This is a genomic window from Thiocapsa sp. (assembly GCF_011390875.1).
GTDB lineage: Bacteria > Pseudomonadota > Gammaproteobacteria > Chromatiales > Chromatiaceae > Thiocapsa.
The window spans coordinates 1-19,741 of the sequence record NZ_JAABRP010000087.1 but is presented as its reverse complement, the minus strand read 5'-3'; the positions used below and the strand labels follow the sequence as shown (position 1 = coordinate 19,741).

The following is a 19,741-nucleotide window of genomic DNA, read 5'->3' as shown; positions in this document are numbered from 1 at the left end:
CGACCTTCACCGCACCCATGCGCGAGCGTCTCGAACAGGCGGCGCGCGACGGCCTTGCCGTCGTCTCCTCCGCCCATCCCCGGCTGGTCGACGGCAAGCCATCGAAGAACCCGCGCTACCTTCAGGTTCGCCCGGATCTGGTCAACCCGGTGCGCAGCTATGTCGCCGAGATGGGCGCACGCCTCCATCGGAAGCTGCCGTTGGATATCCCGGTCTGCCACCCGGTCGACGCGGTCCTGACGGGACGGCGCAACAATCCGCCGGAGCCCGGCATCCGTGCGCTCGCGGTCTATAACCCGATCCACTACCAAGAGCTGCCCGAGCTCTTCATGGATTTCATCTGCTCGCTCACGGGCAAGTCCCCCTCCACCACCGGGGCCGGCAGCGAAGGGGCGCTGACCAAAGCGCCGTTCAATGCCGTGCGCCCGACGGTGGATCTCAACAACGCACTGGTGTCCTATATCCTCACCGGGTATGCCGGATTCTCGAGCTCCGCCGGACACATCGGCCCGGACGTGAAGGTGTCCCACGATGTCTCCCTTTTGATTCCGGAGATCTGGGCCCGCCTCACCGAGCAGGAGCGAGACCCGCAATACCTAATCGCAAACGACTATCTGGAGCCTCTTGAAGACTTCGAGTACCAGGGCCGTACCGTGTTGGCGAGTCGGCTCGGCTACCGCATCACGGAGCGCTTCGTCGCCCACTTCATGGGCAAGATCTTCGACAACCCGCGCGCGGTCTTCACCTCGGCCATCCTGCGCCCGGAATCGCAAAGCCTAGAGGTCTTCGTCGACGGCATCGAGAACATCTGCGAGGCACAAGAGCGCGTCGCCCGGCGCTATTTCGAGGACGGCAGCATCGCGGATGCCTGTCCACCGCTCGAGGCACTGCTCCACATCATGGCGGATGGCCACTATCAGGGACGCAAGGTCCACGACCCCGTGATTCGCAACCTCTTTACCCGCGAGTCGCTGTTGAGCTCCGATTGGTATCGTGAACGTCTGCAGATCAAGCAACAGCGCGACATCCAGCTCGCTCGGAGGATGGTGCTGAATCTGCAGCAGTTCATGGATCTGCGCCACTACGCCGACGAGGCCGACCGTCTCGACGCCGCCGCGCGCCTCGAGCGCGCCAAGGCCGATCTGGCACGGGTGCAGGAGCCCGCCTACCTGGATGCCTTGGTCGGCACCATCGGCGCGGATCCACTTGGACCGGCTCGGGAGATCATGGTCGAGGCCGAGCGACAGGCCGCCTAGCGCGCACCTGCGTTCGGTCCGCGGGTCCGAGATGCCACAACGGGGACGCGCATAGCGGCCGGGTATGCGCTCGGGGTTTATCCGGAGGAGCGCCGGAAAGTCAGAAAACGCACCCACCAAGGTGCGCGGACCGAGCGTCTCGGCGACCGCGAGACCCTGACTGAAGTCGGTCTCGCCGCGGGGCTCGCAGCACCCGGGCGTGGCGCGTCGATCGACGTGCTGCTCTCGAGTGCCCGTTTGACAACCCCTTCAAAATCGAATGTGTAGAGCGTTGCGGGCACCGCCGGAAAGTTCGCCTCCGGCGTGCGGATCTGGGAGTGCGCCGACTCCGTTTTCGGCGCCGATGTATGAGGGCTCTCTTCGGTCGTCACCACGGGTGTCATCGTTCCTGTTCCCTCTCTGAAAAGAGTTGAGAGTGGATTGAAGTGTACAGCCTTCAGGTGACCGAGATACCTCATCATGGCCAGGGAACCTGTGACATATTCACCCCCGCTCGGCCGTCCCGCTCGAAGCCGCGACGACCATCCGACCGACCAGCGGCCGAACCGACAACCCGGACCGCCATGTGTTAGCGTGCGGGGCATCAGACCACCTTCCCGGAACCTCAAAGATGCAACACCTTACGCCCCAAGGCCAACAGATCGTCGACGATATCGCCCGGCGTCACGGCTTTAGCCAGGATGCAGTGACGCACATGTTGATTGCCGTGCTCAACGGAAACGGCGGCATGGCCCAATTCAGCCATCCGGAATTCGGCGGCTCGGGCCAGTGGATGCAAGGCGGCATGCTGATGCTCGGCGACATGTTCAACTCCTCCCTCAAAGGTCGGGTCGACGCACTCTGCTACGAGCTCGCCAACCTGCTTGCCAACCAGCCAGGGCTACTTCAGAGCGGGAGCTTCCAGTCCCAAAGCCAAGGCGGCGGATCCTTTCAGAACCAAACCAGCGGGGGATTCCGCAGTCAATCCGATCTCTTCGTGCCGGACCCCGCCGATCACTGGTGGCCGCAAGCGCTCGGCGCACCGAGCGCGACCGGAAGTCAAAACAACGTCAAGTACGCCTATTTCGCCGACGCACGGCGCTTGGCCGTGAACACCGGCGGAGATGTCTGGGTCTACGACACGCTGGACCATCAGATCGGCGGCTTCTCGCAGCAGCAAGGCACCGGCGGCTCGATCAGCTTCGGCAGCCAATATGGCACCATCGATCTCGGACGCCTCCCGGTCGTCTCGCGCAACGGCCAACTCGCTGATGCGCCGCTGCCGCCCGTCCATGCGACGGATCGCTCCACGCAGTCCCGGCCCGCGCCGGGTCCGGGGGCGAGCGAGAGCGACATCTTCGCCGCCATCGAGCGTCTCGGCGATCTCAGGTCAAAGGGCATCCTCACGGACGATGAATTCAACGCCAAGAAGGCCGAGCTGCTGGCACGGCTTTAAGCAAAGGTCAAGGGATCGAGGCTAAGGCGTGTTCCGGAAAATCCCATACCGGAGGTTGTGCTGATGATAGGAAGCACAACTTCCGCCGGCGGTTGGTCGTGCCCCGCACGGCTCGGCACCACCTACGGCCCGCTTGGCATGAGCGCACCGATCCGCACATTAACTTGGCATAACGGTTTCCGGAATTCGCCTGAATGCTATAGCCCGGAGCCTGGAGGCTGGGTGCTTCACCGCCCCGACCCAAACGGCCCCGCTCAAAGATACGGCGAAAACAAACGCGCGAATCCGTCGCGCAGCTTCACCGGAATCGAGCGGTCGGCAAGCTCGCCGAGCGTCAACTCCCGGCCCGCGGCGATCTTGGCGTCGACCAGATCATGGAGCTGGCGGGACAGATCGCGATCGTAGCATTCGAGGTTGTACTCGAAATTCAGCCGCAGGCTGCGTGCATCCCAATTTGCCGAACCGAGGAACGACCAGGCGTCGTCGATCAGCATCAACTTGGTGTGATCGAAGGGCGGCGGGGAGAGCCAGATTCGGCAGCGCCCCTCCAGAAGCTGATCGACCTGCGCCTGCGAGGCCCATTGCACCAGCCTCAGATTGTTCTGCTCGGGCATCAGGATCTCGACCTCGACACCGCGCAAGGCGGTCACGTTCAGTGCGGTCGCCAAGGTCTGATCGGGAAGAAAGTAGGGCGAAACGATCCGGACTCGGGCGCGCGCGGTCGTCAGGGCGCCCAGGATCATGCGCCGGATGATGTCGAAGTCCTCGTCCGGGCCGTCCGGTACGCCGCGTGCGAGTGTCTGGCCGACCGGGAACAGGACCGGATACCAGGCATCCCCGCCAAGCCGCTCGCCGGTCGTGAAGGTCCAGTCCAAGGCGAAGGCCTCGACCAGAAAACGCACGACCGGGCCTTCGACACGCAGGTGCAGGTCTTGGATCGGATGGCGCGGGCAGGACACCAGCAGACACCCGTCGCGAATGTTCAGCCCGCCGGTAAAGCCGATACGTCCGTCGACCACCAGGATCTTGCGATGGTTGCGCAGATTCAGGTACTGACTTCTGACCGGCAGCACGGAGGCGAGGAAGACCGCGGTCGGGATTCCTCGGCGACGCAGCAGCGTCGGCATCGGGGGACGGCTGTACCGCTGTCCGACCCCGTCGACGAGAATTCGCACGGAGACGCCCCGGCGATGCGCCCGCTCGAGTGCGTCGACGAAGAGGAGACCAACGACATCCGTGTCGAAGATATAGGTGGAAAGACCGACGGTCTCTTTGGCTCGATCGATCGCCTCGAGCATCCGCGGGTACGCCTGATCGCCGTCGATCAAGGCCTCGACCCGGTTGCCGGCCTCCAGCGGCAAGCCGGTCAGGGCATCGCCGAGATGTCCGAGGCGCAGCAGGTCCGGATACTCGGACTGAAGCAAGCGGTGGGCGCGGCGCTCCCCGGCCAGCTCCGCCCGATCACTGGCCTCGGAGGTCTGCGGACGCAGCCGATGGGCCTTGCGGGTGATGCGGTTGATCCCGAAGAGCCAGTAGAACACCAGGCCAACCATCGGCGCCAGAATGACAAGACCCGCCCATCCGACGGTCGAGGACACGTCGCGACGGCTGAGCAGGAGGTGAGCCACGGTGGCGCCTTGCGCCCCGAGCTCCACCGCCAGAAGCGCTCCCATCCAGAGGGTTTGGTCAATCATTCGGAAGGATCAAGCAATTTCGACGCTCCTGCCGGAGCCGCCGAAACGGCGCGAGCATCGTCGTGCGGTCGATGCCTTTCGCCTGCCTGGCGGGCAGCAGGTCGAGTGCAACTCGACGCTCCCTGGGACCACGCTTGTGTCGGTCTGGATGACGTCCGTCACACCTGGTCCAGGCCGGACTCTCGTTGTGCTGACGATAGGAAGCACAACGTCCAGCGAGGTTTATTGTGCCTCGCATGGCTCGGCACAACCTTCGGTGCTGACGGCGCTCTCCCGCCTACCTCGCCGCCAGGGTCAGCTGATTCTGCTCGTCGTCGATCGTGACGCGAAAGCGTCCGAGCAGACTCATCCCTAAAAGGGCATTCCCGCCGAGCCGAGTGTCGTCGATAAAGGCTGCCGAGACCCCTTCGACCCGCTGCTCTCCGAGCCAGACCCCACTCAAGATGCCGAGCCGCGCATCCACGGTCCCGTTCGCGGTTTGCACGGTCTGCATCCGCAGATCGTTCGGTGAGATCCCGAGCGGACCGATCAAGGAGGCGGGCAGAACCACATGATCCGAACCCGTGTCGATCAGCAACACGCGCTGTACGCGCTGGCCGTTCGGTCCCTCGAGGGTCAGGTTCACGGCGTGCGAGGTCCCCTGCCGCTGTGTCGGCAAGACGATCGAATCCCCGGTTTGGTCATTTTCGTCCTCCGGCGAGGCATCCGACGGAAAACCCGATCCCTCGTTTTCGATGACCAGCGGCGGTGCGACCACGGCAACCTTCTCGCCGAGGATGATGATCCGATCGACCTCGCCGGTCTCGGTCTGAACGATCACATGGTCGAAACCGTCGAGCAGCAGCCGAAGGCGCGGCACCAGCTCGACGCCCTCGGCGCGCCCCTGCATCTCGGCCGTCTGCTCGATGCCGCGCACCTCGAATCCATGCTGGGCCATCAGCCGCTCCAACTCATCTTCGACGTTCACCAGCGCCGCCGCATCGGCGGTCCGAGCAAGAAGAGTGGAACTCCAGAAGAGGTTGATCAGGCTCCGACGAACGAGGTGCTTCATGACTCCGGACTCCGGACGCGATCGGTGCGAAGGATGGGAAAGTGAAACGTCCCGTGAACCTAGATCCGGCAGTCGAGCGCTTCGTGCTTCATGCAAGCGTTTGACGGCATTGACGATTGCGCTCATCCGAGCGCTCACCGGCCGTATGTCGGCCGCTACGGCCCCTGGACCACGCCCCGCGCAACCCGCGACTGCGTTGCGACTCGTTGGCGGAGAACCACTAAGCCGCCTCGCCGCGCCTTACCGGGTACCGCGCGGGACGCACTCCAGAGGCCGTTCAACTGGCGGTTCTAGGTGAAACAGCACAGAGACTAGCAGCGAGCCGGGTTCAGGGCTACCGCCCGGGGTCGTCCAGCCGCGTTCGGAGGCGCCGAGGCGAGCCCTGCGGGTCGCGCGCGCATAGACTACCGGGAAGAAAACCGGGAAAAACGGGACCCGTTTCTTTATGATCGAGGGTCTTTCGGTGGTCCATTACGCCGCAGGGACAAGAGCCGTTCACGCTTCGAGCACGGGCCGCACCGTCCGCCGCAACACCTAAAGGAGCCGTCGTCCCGCGCCACCCGTACGCCAAAACAACAGGTCCGATCGGCTCCGCGTCAAAGGTTCGGCGCCGAATCCGTTACAAAGACCCGAACACAGAGAGGACACCTCAGCATGCTCGCCGCTTTTCGCGCCCTGACCAAGACCGATCTCGCCGCGGTCGTCTTCGCAGTCGTCGGGTTCTACCTCGCCGGAATCGTCCCGTCCGTTGAGATCGCATGGGTCGTTGGCTTCCTTCTTCTGACGATCTTCCTGTTCGCCTTCGAAGTCGTCACCGTCGATGTCGCCGCGATCAGCATCATGGTTCTGCTCGGACTAACCGGACTCTTCGCACCCCTGATGGGGCTTGAGCAGGGTTTGGTGCCGGTCGAGAACCTGTTCGACGGTTTCGCCAGCAACGCGGTGATTTCCATCATCGCGGTGATGATCATCGGGGCCGGGCTCGACAAGACCGGGATCATGTCAAAAGTCGCGGGCTTCATCATGCGCATCGGCGGCAAAACCGAGTCGCGGATCATCCCGTTGATCTCCGGGACCGTCGGCGTGATCTCGAGCTTCATGCAGAACGTCGGGGCCGCGGCACTGTTTCTGCCGGTGGTCAGCCGCATCTCCGCGCGCACCGGGTTGCCGATGTCGCGCCTGCTGATGCCGATGGGCTTCTGCGCCATCCTGGGCGGCACCATCACCATGGTCGGCTCCAGCCCGCTGATCCTGTTGAACGATTTGATCCTGACTTCGAATCAGGCACTCCCGGCCGGCACGGCGCCGATGGAGACGTTTCAGCTCTTCGACGTCACCCCGATCGGGGTTGCCTTGCTGATCGCCGGTATCCTCTATTTCGTACTCGCCGGGCGCTTCGTTCTGCCCTCGCGTGGTAACGAGATGCTGACCGGCAGCGACACCAGCACCTATTTCGCCGAGACCTACGGACTCTCCTCCTTTGAGATCCGCGAGGTCAGACTCCGCCCGAACAGCCCCCTGATCGGCATGAGCGTCGACGACGTGGAGCAGACCTGGCGGGTGCGCGTGATTGCTGTCGAGAAAGGCGACGGTCTGCGCCTGGGTGCCGACGGTGTGGACCGCTCGCTCGGTATCGAGTCAGGCACCACGCTCGGCCTGCTCGGCACCGAGGAGAAGCTCGAACGCTTTTCCGAAGACAACGCCGTGGATGTCAAGCCCGACCTCGAGCTCTTTTCCGAGGCGATGTCGAACGCCAAGGCAGGCGTCGCGGAGATCGTCATCCCACCCGGATCCAGCCTGATCGGCAAGACTGCACGTGATGTCTGGATGCGCAAGACCTACGGGCTCTCGCTGCTCGCCATCAATCGCGGCGGCACCCAGATCACCTTCAACACGGGTGGCGTGCGCAATACGCCCTTCCTCGCCGGCGACGCCTTGGTCGTCCACACAACCTGGGCAGACCTCGCGCGCCTGACCAAGGACCGCAACTTCGTCGTGGTCACGACCGAGTATCCGCACGAGGAGCTGCGTCCGCATAAGGTCCGCGCTGCTCTCGTCTTCTTCGTGATTACGCTGGCCTTGGTGCTCTTGACCGATCTGCGGCTCTCGGTCGCCCTGCTGACCGGTGCCATGGGCATGATCCTCGCCGGCGTACTCTCGATCGACGAGGCGTACGAGGCCGTGAGCTGGAAGACGGTCTTTCTGTTGGCCTCGTTGATCCCGCTCGGACTCGCGGTGGAGGCCAGCGGCACCGCCGCCTGGATTGCGCAGCAGACGCTCGCCGCGCTCGGGGACGTGCCGATCTGGGTGGTCCAAGCCGCGCTTGCGGTACTCGCCACCTTCTTCACATTGGTGATGTCCAATGTCGGCGCGACGGTCCTGCTGGTTCCCTTGGCGGTGAACATGGCACTCGGTGTGGGCGCCAACCCGGCCGTGTTCGCCTTGACGGTCGCCATCGCAACGTCGAACTCCTTCTTGATTCCCACCCATCAGGTGAACGCACTGCTGATGGGACCCGGCAATTATCGGGTTGTCGACTTCATGCGCGCCGGCGGGATTATGACGATCCTCTTTTTGGTGGTGGCGCTGACTATGCTCAATCTGGTCTTTGGCTGAACCGCGTCCTCAGTGACATGCATTGTCGACGTCAAACGGGGCCTCGACCCAAACAACGAGGCCGGCGAGACGCGGTTCAGGATTTTTTTCTTTCTTTCTAAAACCGCGTCCGCTGCCACGGGCTTGGAATCACGCGAGGGCGAGACCCGAATGAAGACAGTGCATGTCGTGCGAGACGTGGTTCTATAGGGATGTCGCTGCTGCGCAAGACGCCGACCTGTCCGGTGCATGGCTGCGAGCTGGTGCTCTCGCACCACGGCAAGAAGAGCAATCTCGGGCATTATTTCGTCGAGGTGGTGGGAGCACCGCTCTTGTATTGCCCGCAGTGTTTGGAGAAGGGTCAGGACACCTCGGTGGAGATCGAGCCGGCGGCGTCCAATGCCTTCCTGAAACGGCTCGTCCAGGTGCTCGAGACTTCGGCGTTTCCGGGGCTGCTCAACAAGCCGAAGATCCGGGTCGACTTTAATCCGTCGAAGACGACCCTAGAGCATCCCTATGCCCAAGGTTTGACTGCCAATGCCGTGCCGATGGCACAGGCGAGCCCCGCCGCGGCACCCTCCGAAGAGGCCGACGAGACTCGGCTCGAGGGCATCGAGCCGGTCGAGCCGCGCCACACCCTGAATCAGCTCATCCTCGATCAGGACACCTTGGAGCGCATCCGCGAGGCGACCAACGTGCTGGTCTCTCAGGACTTGATCTACGTGACCTGGGGGCTGTGCTCGGTCGCGCGCACCGGACGGCGCGTCGCGCTGAACTTCTACGGTCCGCCCGGGACCGGCAAGACCCTGGCCGCGGACGCCATCGCCGACCTGCTCGCCAAAAAGATCCTGCGCATCAGCTATGCCGAGCTGGAATCCAAATATGTCGGCGAAACCCCCAAGAACATCAAGGCCGCCTTCGCCAAGGCGTCCGAGACCGGCGCCCTGCTCTTTTTCGACGAGGCCGACTCCATCCTCGGCAAACGTCTGGTCAACGTCTCCCAGTCGGCCGACAACAGCATCAATGTCGCGCGCAGCACGACCCTGATCGAGCTCGACAACTTCGACGGCGCGGTCATCTTCGCCTCGAATCTGGTTGGAAACTACGACACCGCCTTCCTGCGGCGCATGCTCGCCCATGTCGAGTTCAGGCTCCCCGCCACCGAACAGCGCGAGAAGATCTGGCGCTGCCACATCCCGCCCCAATTGCCGCTTGCGGAAGATGTCGATTTCGAGAGCCTGGCGCTCTATTCCGAGGGTGCAGCGGGCGGCGACATCCAGAACGCCGTGCTGCTCGCGGCCTCTTACGCCTCGATGCGACAGGGTTCCGAGCAAGTCGTCATGCTCGCCGACCTGAAACGCGCCATCGCCTTTCTGCTCGACGGCAAGCGTAAGATCCTCGAAGGTGCCGCCGGATCGGATACCGATCGGTTCGATTGGGGTTAAACCGAGTCTCACCGAGATCAAGGACATCTCCAAGGCCAAACGCAAGATGATGGTCAAGCCAATCGATCAGAGCGCTCACGCTCACCCGAGGAAGCCGACATGACCGAGTGCGTTCCATGCCGCGAGCGTCCGCGAAATGGTCGGCCGTCGTTCCCGAAGGCAGTCTCGGCTGCACCCTAGTGCGCATCCCGCGTTCACTCCCGACGATTCTGCTGATCTCGGCGACACTCGCCGCGGCGGCACTGATCCCGGGCTCGCTTCGCACCTCGGTCACGGAGCCGATCCGGATCGGGGTTTTTCATGCCGCGTCCGGCCCGATGGCCGAGAGCGAGAAAGGGCTCGTCGATGCGGCGCGGCTCGCCGTGGAGGAGATCAATGCCGAGGGTGGACTGCTCGGGCGTCGTGTGGACCTCGTCGTCGCCGAAAACGATTCGGATTGGGCCAACGCAGCCACCGAGGTCGAGCGCCTGATTCTCGAAGAGCGCGTCAGCGTCGTGCTCGCCTGCTGGACATCGGCCTGCCGCAAGGCCGTTAAGCCGGTTGTGGAGAAATACCGTCATCTGATGCTCTACGCGCTGCAGTACGAAGGCATGGAGCAATCGCCGTACCTCGTCTACATGGGCTCCGCGCCCAACCAGCAGATCATCCCCGGGGCGCGTTGGACGATGGACCGATTCGGAAGTCGAATCTATCTCGTCGGCTCCGATTATGTCTTCCCGCGCACCGCCAACCGACTGATTCGCGACCTGGTCACGGCAGCCGGCGGCGAGATTCTGGCGGAGCGCTACGTCCCCATGGACGCGACCGATCTCGACGCGATCGCCGCCGAGATCCGACGGCTGGCACCGGACGCGGTGCTTAATACACTCAACGGCGATGCGAACCGGCACCTGTTCGCCTCCCTCCTGGCCGCAGACCTCGATGCAATGCCGGTGGTCTCGTTCAGCGTTGCCGAACCCGAGCTGCGTTCCATGCTCAGCGGGCGGATCCATCGCGAACATTACGCAGTGTGGGGTTACTTCCAGAGCCTGCCGGATGACGTCAACCGTCGCTTCGTCGCCGCTTTCCGGGAGCGCTTCGGCGCCGATCGCGTTGTCAGCGACCCGATCGTCTCGAGCTACAACGGGATCAGGCTGTGGGCCGAGGCCGTTCGCGAGGCCGGCACCGACGATCCGGAACAGGTGAATCGTTCCATCGGACGCGCGAGCCTGCACGGGCCATCCGGAATCGTCGCCTTGGATGCCGCCACACGACATCTCTGGCGCAGGGTCTACGTGGGACATGCCCGAGCGGACGGGCAATTCGATGCGGTGGAGATCTCCGAAGCACCGGTCCGCCCGGCACCGTTTCCCGCTTACCGCAGCCGCGCGCAGTGGCGTGCGTTGGTCGATCTGCTGTCGGACGAATCGAATCGGCGCTCGCCGGAGGACCGACCGTGGGCGCCGTGAATCCACGCCGTCTCGGCCTGCGTTTGGCGGTCGGATTCCTGATCATCGCCTTGCTGCCGTTGGCGGGTCTGGCCTGGTTCTATCTGCACACCTTCGAGCGTGCACTCATGGCGACCGTTCTGCAGAACGTGACCTCGATCGCCGACAAGAAAGCCGACCAGATCGACGACTACATCAACGAACGGTTGGCCGACGCCCGCTCCTTCGCGAGCCAGGCCCAAGTTCGGGAGGCGTTGTCGGCGCTCGTCGCCGCCGAGCGACGCGCGAACCGAGCCGCCATCCAGAATCCGAGCACAACCGAACGCACGGAACTGGCCAAGCTCGGCGAGCGGGCCGATTACCACGACGTCCTCTTGATCGACGAAGGAGGCAATGTCGTCTTTTCGCTCCGCGAGGAGGCCGACCTGGGCACCAACCTCCTGCACGGCCCGTTTCGCGATACCGAGTTGGCCGCGGGCTTTCGCCAGGCCATGACCTTCATGCACATCGACCTGACCCGTTTCGCACCGTATCGGCCGTCAGGAAACGCGATCGCAGCCTTTGTCGTCGCGCCGATTCTCCAGGGACAGCATCCGATCGGCGCACTGGCGCTTCAGGTCAACCTCGACACCCTGATGCCGGTGGTGAGCGACCGCACCGGACTCGGGACCACCGGCGAAACCGTACTCGCCGTTCAGGACGGGCAGACCGCACGCTACACCATCGCGCTCGAACGCATGCCGGGAGAACCCTTCACCAATCGGGTCCCGCTCGCTCGCACGGCAGAGCCGATGGGGCTTGCGCTGGCCGGCAGCCAAGGCCGCGGCCTCCTGAAGGACTACGCCGGCATCGAGGTCGCCGCAGGCTGGCGTTATCTGCCGGCGCTGGGCTGGGGCATGGTGGTGAAGATCGATGCCGCCGAGGCGATGGCTCCCCTGCACGCGATGCAGCAGGTGACGGCATGGGCGTTCACGCTCTTTCTGCTCGCCTCGGCCAGCGCGGCACTGATGCTCGGTCGCCGCTTGGTCAGGGACGAAACCACCATCGCCGCTCAACAGGCCCGCTACCGCGCCATGCTCGGCAGTATGAACGACGGGGTTGCCCTGTACCGCCCGCGCCCGGACGGGAGCGAGTTCGTTCTGATCGACATCAATCCGTCCGCCCAGCGGATCGCCGGGGTGGTCCGACGCAAGGAGGTGCTGGGCCTGCCGTCTCGGGTCGCCTTCCCCGGTTTGGAGGCCGCGGGCATCTACGCCGCCTTTCGCCGCGTGCATCGCCATGGCGGGCGTGAAACGATCAGCCCCGCGGTGTACGACACGGGCTCGACCCATCTGTGGCTCGAGAGCGACGTGATCCGCCTCGAGGGCGGCGAGATCCTCTCGGTCCTCAAAGACATCACCGCGCGCAGGGCCGCGGACGAACGCATCGAGCACCTCGCCCATCACGACGGCCTGACCGGCCTCGTGAATCGCCACAACCTCGAGATCCTGTTGCAGCAGGCGCTGCACTCGGCACACCGCGAAGGGCGCCGGCTCGCGGTCATCTTCATTGATCTGGACCGCTTCAAGATCATCAACGATACGCTCGGCCACCATATCGGCGATCTGCTGTTGGTCGAGGTGGCACGCCGGCTGCGCCGGGACGTCCGCGAGAACGACATCGTCGCACGCCAGGGCGGAGACGAGTTCGTGGTCGTGCTCACCGCCATAAAGCGCGCCGAAGACGCCGCACCGTTGGCCGCGAAGATCCTGAGCGCACTCGGCGAGCCGTACGCGATCGACGGCGAACGGCTGCACACCAGTCCCAGCATCGGCATCAGCATCTATCCCGATGACGGCCTGGACGCCGGCACCCTGATGAAGAACGCCGACACCGCGATGTATCACGCCAAGGAGCAGGGTCGCAACAACGTCCAGTACTTCACCGAGGCGCTCAACGTGGCGGCCGGTGAGCGCCTGACGGTCGAGCGCGAGCTGCGCGTGGCGATCGAGGAGGGACAGCTCGCCGTGCACTATCAGCCCCAGCTCGAGGCCGATGCGGATCCGTTCGCTCGCCCCTGCGCCATGGAGGCCCTGGTGCGTTGGCACCATCCACGGCGTGGCTTGCTCGCGGCAGGCCATTTCATTCCGATCGCGGAGGAATCCGGACTCATCCACGCGATCGGGGACTGGGTCTTGAACGAGGCCTGTCACCGGTTCTGCGAATGGAAGCACGCCGGCATCGGGCCGAGGCGCATCGCCGTCAACCTCTCGGCCCACCAACTGCGCAACCCCGCTCTCCTCGATACCGTCGCCGCCGTGCTGCAACGCTACGCGCTGCACGAGGACGAGCTCGAGCTCGAGGTCACCGAGTCGGTCGCGATGCGCGATCCGGCGCGCGCGGTCGAGACGCTGCAGGCACTGCGCAGCCTCGGGGTAACGTTGGCGATCGACGATTTCGGTACCGGCCATTCCTCGCTGGCCTACCTCAAGCGTCTGCCGATCCAGACGCTGAAGCTCGACCGCGAGTTCGTGCGTGATATCGAGACCGACGAGAACGACGCCGCGATCAGTGCCGCGACCCTCGCACTCGCCCATGAGCTCGGGCTGCGGGTGGTGGCCGAGGGCATCGAGACGGAGGGCCAGAGCCGTTTCCTGCGAGCCCACGGCTGCGACCTCCTGCAGGGCTATTTCTACGGCAGACCCGAGCCCGCCGAATTCTGGACGGCGCGCTGGACCGAGGGCGGGTCCGCCGAGCTCACGCGCACCCGGAACCATAGTGCATAGAGCGCCGGCAGAAACAGCAACGTAATCAGGGTACCGACCAAGACCCCGCCGATGAGCACGAAGGCCAACGGCCCCCAGAAGGTATCCGTGGTCAGCGGGATGAAGGCGAAGACGGCCGCCGCCGCGGTCAGCAACACCGGACGCGCACGCTGCACCGTGGCCTCCACGACCGCCGCGGAACGCTCCAGCCCCTGATGCAGGTTGTCCTCGATCTGCTTGGCCAGGATCAGGGTGTTGCGCATCAGAATGCCGGCCAGACCGATCAGCCCGAGCAGCGCGACGAAGCCGAACGGACGATCGGCGACCAGCAAGGCCAGCGTGGCCCCGATCACGCCGAGCGGCGCCGTCGCCACCACCATGAGGGTGCCCGAGAAGCTGCGCATCTGGAACATGATGACGATCAGCATCAGGACCAGCATGATCGGCTGGACGCGTTGGATCGAGGCGTCGGCCTTGCCCGATTGTTCCACCGCACCGCCGATGTCGATCCGATACTCGGGCGGGAGCTCGGCGATCAGGCCCTCCAGCTCGCTCCAAATAGCCTGCGTCACGTTCGGCGGCTGCGCACCCCGGACCTCGGATTGCACCGCGATGAAAGGCTCGCGGTTGTAACGCTTGAGCACCGGATCCTCGAAGGCAATCATCAGCTCGCCGGCCTGCTCGAGCGGGATGGTCCGGCCGTCGAGCGTTTTGAGATTGATGCCGGCGAGGCTGGTCGGCGCGATCGCTGCGCCGCTGCCGCCTGCTCCGGATCCGGATCCGTCTGCGCTGGCTGGGCCATCGTCGGCAAGCCCCCGAAGGATCAGCTGAACGTTGCGGATGTCCTCGCGGATCTCGGTCGCCGGCAACCCGGAGAGCTGATATTCGAGCTGACCGGCAAGCTCACGCGGGGTGAGCCCGATCAGACGCAGCCGCTCCGGGTCGAGTGCAAGCCGCACCACGGGGACGCGCTCGCCCCAGTCCAGATGCGGATCCACCGTATTCGGATTGGCGGCAACCACCTCGCGCACTTGGTCGGCGATACGGCGCAGCACCAGCGGATCTGGCCCCACCACACGAAAGGTCACGGGCCAGATCACCGGGGGTCCGTAGAGCAGTTTGTGCACGCGTACCCGCGCCTCGGGAAACTCGCCGGCCTCCACATGCGATTGGAGCTGTGCAATGAGCGCATCGCGTTCCGCCGCGCCTTCCGCCACCACGATGAGCTTGGCGAAGGCCGGATTCGGAAACTCGGGGTTCAGGGCCAGGAAGAATCGCGGTGCCCCGGCGCCGAGATAGGCCGCGCTCGAGCGCACGCCGGGCGCATCGGCCAGGATCGTCTCGATGCGCTCGACCACGGCCGCCGTCGCACGGATCGCGCTCCCCTCCGGGAGCCGGATGTCGATCAGGACCTCCGGGCGATCCGAGGTCGGAAAGAACTGTTTCTGCACGCTGCCGGCCAGCCCGACGATCGAGAGGACCAACAGCCCGAAGGTCGCGGCCACGACCCAGATCTTGTAGCGGACACAACCGCGGATCAGCCCGCGCAGCTTGCGGTAAACCGGCGTCGCGTAGGCGTTCTCCGAGGCATGCTCGGCCGTGCGCTGCGGCGCCTTCAGGAGCAAGGTGCCCAGGTAGGGCGTGAAGGTCACCGCCACCACCCAGGAGGCGAGCAGCGCGAACGCCAGCACCCAGAAGATGTTGCCCGCATACTCGCCCACACCCGAGCGCGCAAAGCCGATGGGCACGAAGCCGATCACGGTCACCAGTGTGCCGCTCAGCATGGGCGCTGCGGTCACGGTCCAGGCATGGGCCGCCGCGCGCAGCCGATCCCATCCCGCCTCCATCTTCACCAGCATCATCTCGATGGCGATGATGGCATCGTCGACCAACAACCCCAGAGCGATGATGAGCGCACCCAGGCTGACGCGATCCAGGTTGATGCCCTTCATCAGCATCAGCAGAAAGGTGAGCCCCAGGGTCAGCGGGATGGTGATGCCGACGACCAGCCCGGCACGCCAGCCGATGGCGACGAAGCTGACCAGCATCACCACCGCGACCGCGACCAGGAACTTGATCTGAAACAGATCGACGGCATGCGTGATGGCGTCGGCCTGATTGGTGAGTTGCGTGAAGGCGACGCCCAACGGCAGACTGGCCTCAAGCCCTTTCCGAACCTCGACCAAGCGCTCGCCGAGCGCCAAACCGTTCTCGCCGCGCCGCATGACCACCCCGAGCAGGACCGCATCCTCCGCGCCGGCGCGGATCAGAAACCCGGGCGGATCCTCGTAGCCTCGACTGACCTCGGCGATCTCGCCTAGGGTAAGGAGATGCTCGCCGACACGCAGCGGGACATGTCGGATGTCCTCGAGCTCACGCAGCTCGGCGTCCGGACGCAGGTAGAGCCGTGGCCCGTCGGTCTCGACCAGACCCGCCGGGGCAAGCCGATTTTGGGCATCCAGGGCCTCGCGCACGTCGTCGGGCGACACCCCGAGCGTCGCTAAACGTGCCTGATCGAGCTCCACGAAGAAGCGCTGCGGGCGCTCGCCCAGGATGCGCGCCTTCTGCACGCCCTCGACTCGGGCGAGCCGATCTCGGATTCGCTCGGCCTCGCGCACCAGCAGGCGGTTCGGCAGATCCGGCGCCGAGAGCGCATAGAGCGCGAAATAGACATCCGAGAAGTCGTCGTTGACGAAGGGTCCGAGCACCCCGGCGGGCAAATTCCCGGCCGCGTCCGACATGCGTTTGCGCACCTGGTAGAAGAGATCCGGGATCTGCTCCGAGGGTGCGTAGTCTTGAAACTCGACCAGCATGTCGACCCGCCCGGGACGCGCGGTCGTCTCAAGCTTATAGAAAAGCTCGACCTCGCCGATGCGCTTCTCCAGCGGATCGGCAACCAGGTCCTGCATCTGTTGCGCACTCGCACCCGGCCAGAGCGCCGAGACCACCATCACCCGCACGGTAAAGGCCGGGTCTTCCGCGCGGCCGAGCTGCAGAAAGGCCACCAGACCGGCGATCGCGGTCACCAGGATCAGAAAGAGCGTCACCGAGCGCTCGCGCACGGCGAGCGCGGAGAGGTTGAGCCGCGCTCCCGATGGCCTGTCGTCGGTCGGGCTCATCGTTCGAGCACCTGTACGGCCTGACCGGGCAGCAGGAGATGTGCGCCGAGCGCCACCACCGGCGTCCCCGGCGCCAGATCGGTCCGAATCTCGGCATTCTCCCCGACGATGCCGATCAGCTCGACCGACTCCGGCTCCACCCGGCCCTCCTCGATCCGCCAGACCAACGCCCCTTCACCGCGCTCCAGAATGGCACCGAGCGGCACCCTGGCGGTCGGCATGGACGCCTCGCGCGCCGTCTCGAAGGTCAAGGTCACGGTCGTGCCGAGCCCGGGCTCGTGCTGCAACTCGGGCAGACGATAGCGCGCACGCCAGGTCCGACTGAGCGGATCGGCGCTGCCGGCGATCTCGCGCAATGTCACCTGAGCGGACCTAGGCGTGGACGCCGGTCCGCCCGCCGGGCCGCTGGCAGGGCCGTTCCCGAGCCGTGCCGTCGCCTCGGCCGGCAGACCGACACGCCGTGATTCGGGCACCTGGACCTCGATCTCGCGCGGCCCGTCCTCGGCCAGCCGCGCAACCGCCTGACTCGACGAGACGACCTGTCCGACCTGTCCCTCCACGTCCAGGATCACGCCCGTCGCGGGCGCGACCAGATCGGCATAGAGGATGGCGTTGCGCGCCTGCTCCAGGCTCGCCTCTGCGGCCAGCAAGCGTTGCTCGGCGGCGCGCGCCGCGGTCACGGCCCGGTCATGGTCCTGCTCGCTCGCGAGCCGCTTGGTCAGAAGATCGCCGAGGCGCTCGCGCTCGCGCTCGGCGTTCTCGTGTTCCGCCCGGGCACTCGCGACCGTCGCCTCGGCCGCGAGACGTTGTTGCGTCACGTCGCGCGGATCGAGCCGGAACAGCACGTCCCCTGCCGCGACCTGCGCCCCGGCATCGACCAGACGCGCCCGGATCTCGCCGCCGATACGGAAAGATAAAGGAATCTCATGACGTGCGCGCACTGTACCCGTGAGCGTCCAGACGCTGTTCGGTGCTGGCTCCACCCGGGCCGACAACACCCAAGGCACCGATTCGCGATCGGACACCGCATCGGGCGCGGCCGACTCGTCGGCACTCGGCCCGCATCCCGAGCCGAGGAGCGTGACGACGAACACAGCTCCGATCCTGTTCATCCTGGTCGACAAGGGTTACTCCTGCACCGCGAGCGCCGGTGTTGGTTGGTGGTTCACCGCACCATTATTACTGTACGATATCGTTTAGTAAATGGCCGAGAACATGACGGAGGAACCAGCCATGCCGACATCCGAAGCCGGCGCGTCCGGGGTACCGGCAACGCCCCGTAACGCCGCGCGCGGCAGACCGCCGGACCCCGCCAAGCACGCTGCCATCCTCGCTGCCGCTCGAAGGCTCTTCTTCTCGGGCTCGATCCAGACGCTCAATATCGAGGCCGTCGCGCGCGCCTCCGGGGTTTCGAAGGTCACGGTCTACAGCCATTTCGGCGACTTACAGGGTCTGATCCGCGCGGTCGTGCTGTTGCAGCGCAGCGAGATGACGGCTGCACTCGACGACCTGCCGGCAGATCAGCGCGGGCTCAGACAGGCGCTGATCGACCTCGGATGCGCACTCATGGGCTTCCTGACCAGCGACGACTATGTCGCCCTGCAACGCATGCTCGCAACCTTGGCCCGACAGGAGACGTGGCTCGGCACACTTGTCTACCGGGACGGCGCGGAGGCGACACGCGATCGCCTCGCCGCCCGCCTGGCCGAGGCATCGGCCCGCGGCGACCTACGCGCGCACGACAGCCGCCTGGCCGCCGAGCAGCTGCTCGGCATGTGGCAGGGCATCCAGACCACGGGGCTCTTGAGCGGCGGCTGCCCTCGACCGGACGCCGAGGAGCTCAGGCGTCGCGTCGAATGCGGGGTGGATGTGCTGTTGCGGGCCTATGCACCCGAGGGCATCGATCGCAAGACCGACCGGTCGGGTTGAAACGCCCTTCAGCCTAAATTCGGAATTTGGAAACGCAAAGGCGCAAAGGACGCAAAGGAAAACAGGAAACTGCAATGCGAACGACGTTCACCCTTAGCCTGCCGGGGTCACCATGATCAGGTGGCTTTCGTTCATCTCCGGTCACCCGACCTGAGCATCTCACTCATCGTGTGCGTCCAATCTTTCGATCGTGCTGATCAGCAGATAGAGCTTCAATCCACGCCAGACGGTCGCTCGCCATGCGTCCGATCAAGACGGCCGGGACCGGATACTTCGGCAGGCGGTGAGCGAGGGATTCGGACAGATCTTCGTGACCAAGGGACGCCGCGGACAAGGTGTAATAGCCCAGAACCTGAGCGCCCCCATCTTCAGCCACATACACCCGCGCCAAGTGATTGCGCAGACTCTGGCTCACGTAGCGTCTCAAGTATTCGTCAAGGCCGTCATGGCCGCACGCAAAACCCGCGCGCTTGTGGCGACGGGTGTCGAACGCGACGATCTTCATTCCGGTTCGGCATCCCGGTAGTCGCGCCAAGCGGCTTGCAGAGCGTCGTTCGGCTCGGGGGGATTGTCCAGTGTGTCGGCAAACCGACGCCATTTGCTGCTGCAACCAAGAACGTCCTGTACCGATCACGCCGTCACATTGGAAGATGTAGGCGAATTCAAGCAGGTCCTGGAAGTTGAAGAACTTTTGTTGATAATCGTTTGGCGACTGGCTGGCGAAGAAGACCACGACACCCTTCGAGCGCCCTTCGCGAATGATCCGCTGTAGGAAAATGTTCTTCTGGCCGAGGTAGTTGTGCGCCTCGTCGATCACCAGATTTCTTGTTGGTTGCCTCCGGGGACAACTCTCCCTCGCCGTAGACGTTGCAGATGTGCTGGCTGATGTTCTGCTGTGTCGTCTGAAACAAATCAGCCATCAGCGGCTGCGTCAGCTAAACAGTCTCATCCGCCAACCGCACATCGATCTTGATGCGCCCGTCCTCGGCCGCGTAGACCAGGAACTGGCCCCTGGCATCTTCGGGCACTCGCTGGTGGTCCTTGGT

11 protein-coding genes and 1 pseudogene are annotated in these 19,741 nt (G+C 64.8%); 7 read left to right on the top strand and 5 right to left on the bottom strand.

Translation table 11 applies throughout. The annotated features are described in order from the left end of the window. Together GPT33_RS08965 and GPT33_RS08960 are read left to right on the top strand one after the other, a co-directional pair. Positions 1 to 1,256, top strand: a pseudogene (locus tag GPT33_RS08965) (hypothetical protein); the annotation flags it as partial. A gap of 610 nt (positions 1,257 to 1,866) precedes the next feature. Next, a complete protein-coding gene (locus GPT33_RS08960; RefSeq protein WP_296807614.1) occupies positions 1,867 to 2,691 on the top strand; it encodes an SHOCT domain-containing protein in 825 nt (274 codons plus the stop codon). A gap of 254 nt (positions 2,692 to 2,945) precedes the next feature. On the opposite strand, the gene cls is transcribed toward GPT33_RS08960, so the two are convergent. Together cls and GPT33_RS08950 are read right to left on the bottom strand one after the other, a co-directional pair. After that, complete coding sequence (gene cls / locus GPT33_RS08955) at positions 2,946 to 4,385, bottom strand: cardiolipin synthase (protein ID WP_296807612.1); 1,440 nt, start codon at positions 4,383 to 4,385, stop codon at positions 2,946 to 2,948. Between the two features lie 277 nt (positions 4,386 to 4,662). Further along, the gene (locus GPT33_RS08950; protein ID WP_296807609.1) at positions 4,663 to 5,436 is read right to left on the bottom strand and encodes a retropepsin-like aspartic protease; all 774 of its coding nucleotides are present in this window, start codon (positions 5,434 to 5,436) and stop codon (positions 4,663 to 4,665) included. A gap of 654 nt (positions 5,437 to 6,090) precedes the next feature. Between GPT33_RS08950 and GPT33_RS08945 the strand changes: the two genes are divergently transcribed. The 4 genes from GPT33_RS08945 to GPT33_RS08930 all read left to right on the top strand — a co-directional run bounded on the left by GPT33_RS08945 (position 6,091) and on the right by GPT33_RS08930 (position 13,668). After that, entirely contained in the window at positions 6,091 to 8,052 is a 1,962-nt protein-coding gene (locus GPT33_RS08945; RefSeq protein WP_296807607.1) for an SLC13 family permease, read from the top strand. Positions 8,053 to 8,243: 191 nt separating this feature from the next. Continuing rightward, entirely contained in the window at positions 8,244 to 9,476 is a 1,233-nt protein-coding gene (locus GPT33_RS08940) for an AAA family ATPase (RefSeq protein WP_296807605.1), read from the top strand. 116 nt (positions 9,477 to 9,592) lie between these two features. Next, on the top strand, positions 9,593 to 10,924 hold the full coding sequence (locus GPT33_RS08935) for an urea ABC transporter substrate-binding protein (protein WP_296807602.1): 1,332 nt from the start codon (positions 9,593 to 9,595) through the stop codon (positions 10,922 to 10,924). After that, entirely contained in the window at positions 10,912 to 13,668 is a 2,757-nt protein-coding gene (locus GPT33_RS08930) for an EAL domain-containing protein (protein ID WP_296807600.1), read from the top strand. The genes GPT33_RS08935 and GPT33_RS08930 overlap by 13 nt, the downstream gene beginning before the upstream one ends. Here the strand turns inward: GPT33_RS08930 and GPT33_RS08925 are convergent. Together GPT33_RS08925 and GPT33_RS08920 are read right to left on the bottom strand one after the other, a co-directional pair. Further along, on the bottom strand, positions 13,575 to 16,766 hold the full coding sequence (locus GPT33_RS08925; protein WP_296807598.1) for an efflux RND transporter permease subunit: 3,192 nt from the start codon (positions 16,764 to 16,766) through the stop codon (positions 13,575 to 13,577). The genes GPT33_RS08930 and GPT33_RS08925 overlap by 94 nt on opposite strands. Then, the gene (locus tag GPT33_RS08920; RefSeq protein WP_296807596.1) at positions 16,763 to 17,878 is read right to left on the bottom strand and encodes an efflux RND transporter periplasmic adaptor subunit; all 1,116 of its coding nucleotides are present in this window, start codon (positions 17,876 to 17,878) and stop codon (positions 16,763 to 16,765) included. The genes GPT33_RS08925 and GPT33_RS08920 overlap by 4 nt, the downstream gene beginning before the upstream one ends. A gap of 121 nt (positions 17,879 to 17,999) precedes the next feature. On the opposite strand from GPT33_RS08920, the gene GPT33_RS08915 reads away from it, so the two are divergent. After that, positions 18,000 to 18,695 carry a TetR/AcrR family transcriptional regulator gene (locus tag GPT33_RS08915; RefSeq protein WP_296807593.1) on the top strand — a complete coding sequence of 232 codons (696 nt, stop codon included), beginning with the start codon at positions 18,000 to 18,002 and terminating at the stop codon, positions 18,693 to 18,695. Positions 18,696 to 19,196: 501 nt separating this feature from the next. Here GPT33_RS08915 and GPT33_RS08910 read toward each other — a convergent pair. Then, on the bottom strand, positions 19,197 to 19,271 hold the full coding sequence (locus GPT33_RS08910; protein ID WP_296807617.1) for a hypothetical protein: 75 nt from the start codon (positions 19,269 to 19,271) through the stop codon (positions 19,197 to 19,199). Positions 19,272 to 19,741: the final 470 nt, after the last annotated feature.